At 53.7% G+C, this 775-nt stretch carries 1 protein-coding gene; it reads right to left on the minus strand.

Annotated elements, in window-relative coordinates:
• Nucleotides 1-67: 67 nt before the first annotated feature.
• On the minus strand, nt 68-775 hold a 708-nt coding region (locus tag ACB030_RS20305; protein ID WP_371162261.1), incomplete at its 5' end, for a hypothetical protein.

Here is a 775-nt window from a genome sequence, read left to right on the forward strand (position 1 = left end):
CACCGAGATATAAGTGGTAAAACGCTTAATCAGTTTTGAGAGGCGATCACCCATGCTCTCGTTCTCCTCAAGATGCTGGCGCTATTGGCCAGAGGGGGAAGCGGATTTCGACAATGCCACTAGCCTGCTTGTAGGTAATTACGCCATGCAGCGATGCCATGTAGGCCAGCTCATATCCCTCTGCCGGATCCAGGCTTAGCAGTTGAAACCATGGAGTCTGAAACAACCCTTGTCCGGCACGCCCTTCACAGTGACCGAGAAAGAGTGCAAATGCCGCATTGACATAGGTCACGACCGGACTGGTTCTTACCTTTTTGTATTTGCCTTGCAGGAACCCGGCGTGCGTCCAACTGCCGTTGATATTCTGGGCAAACGAGCGCAGGGAAGCCGGGCTGAAACGGTTAGGGTCGGGGGCGGCTAAAACCTGTTCCACCTGTTCACGTTCCAGTACGTCTCCCAACGGGGTCGTACTAATCAACGACTGGGTCTGCCTTAATAACGGGTCCCTGGCCAGCGCAAGTTGCAAGGTCAACAGAGGTTGAGCCTCCTCACTTCGCTCCCATAGCTGGCGAAACACGTGAAACAAAGGGATCTCCGGGGAGATACCATACAGATCGACCAGGTGGCGGAACGTCAACTTGCGGGCATTGTCGCTGCTTTTATGCAGCACATTGTAAAGCTCGATATCTTGCTGATAGTCATGCCGGGTTGCCTGCTCAGGGCGACCATCCAGCAGCGTTTTTAGCTCGCTATACATCAAGCTTCTAGCCGAGTG

Source organism: Aeromonas sp. S16(2024) (assembly GCF_041403065.1).
Taxonomy (GTDB): domain Bacteria; phylum Pseudomonadota; class Gammaproteobacteria; order Enterobacterales; family Aeromonadaceae; genus Aeromonas.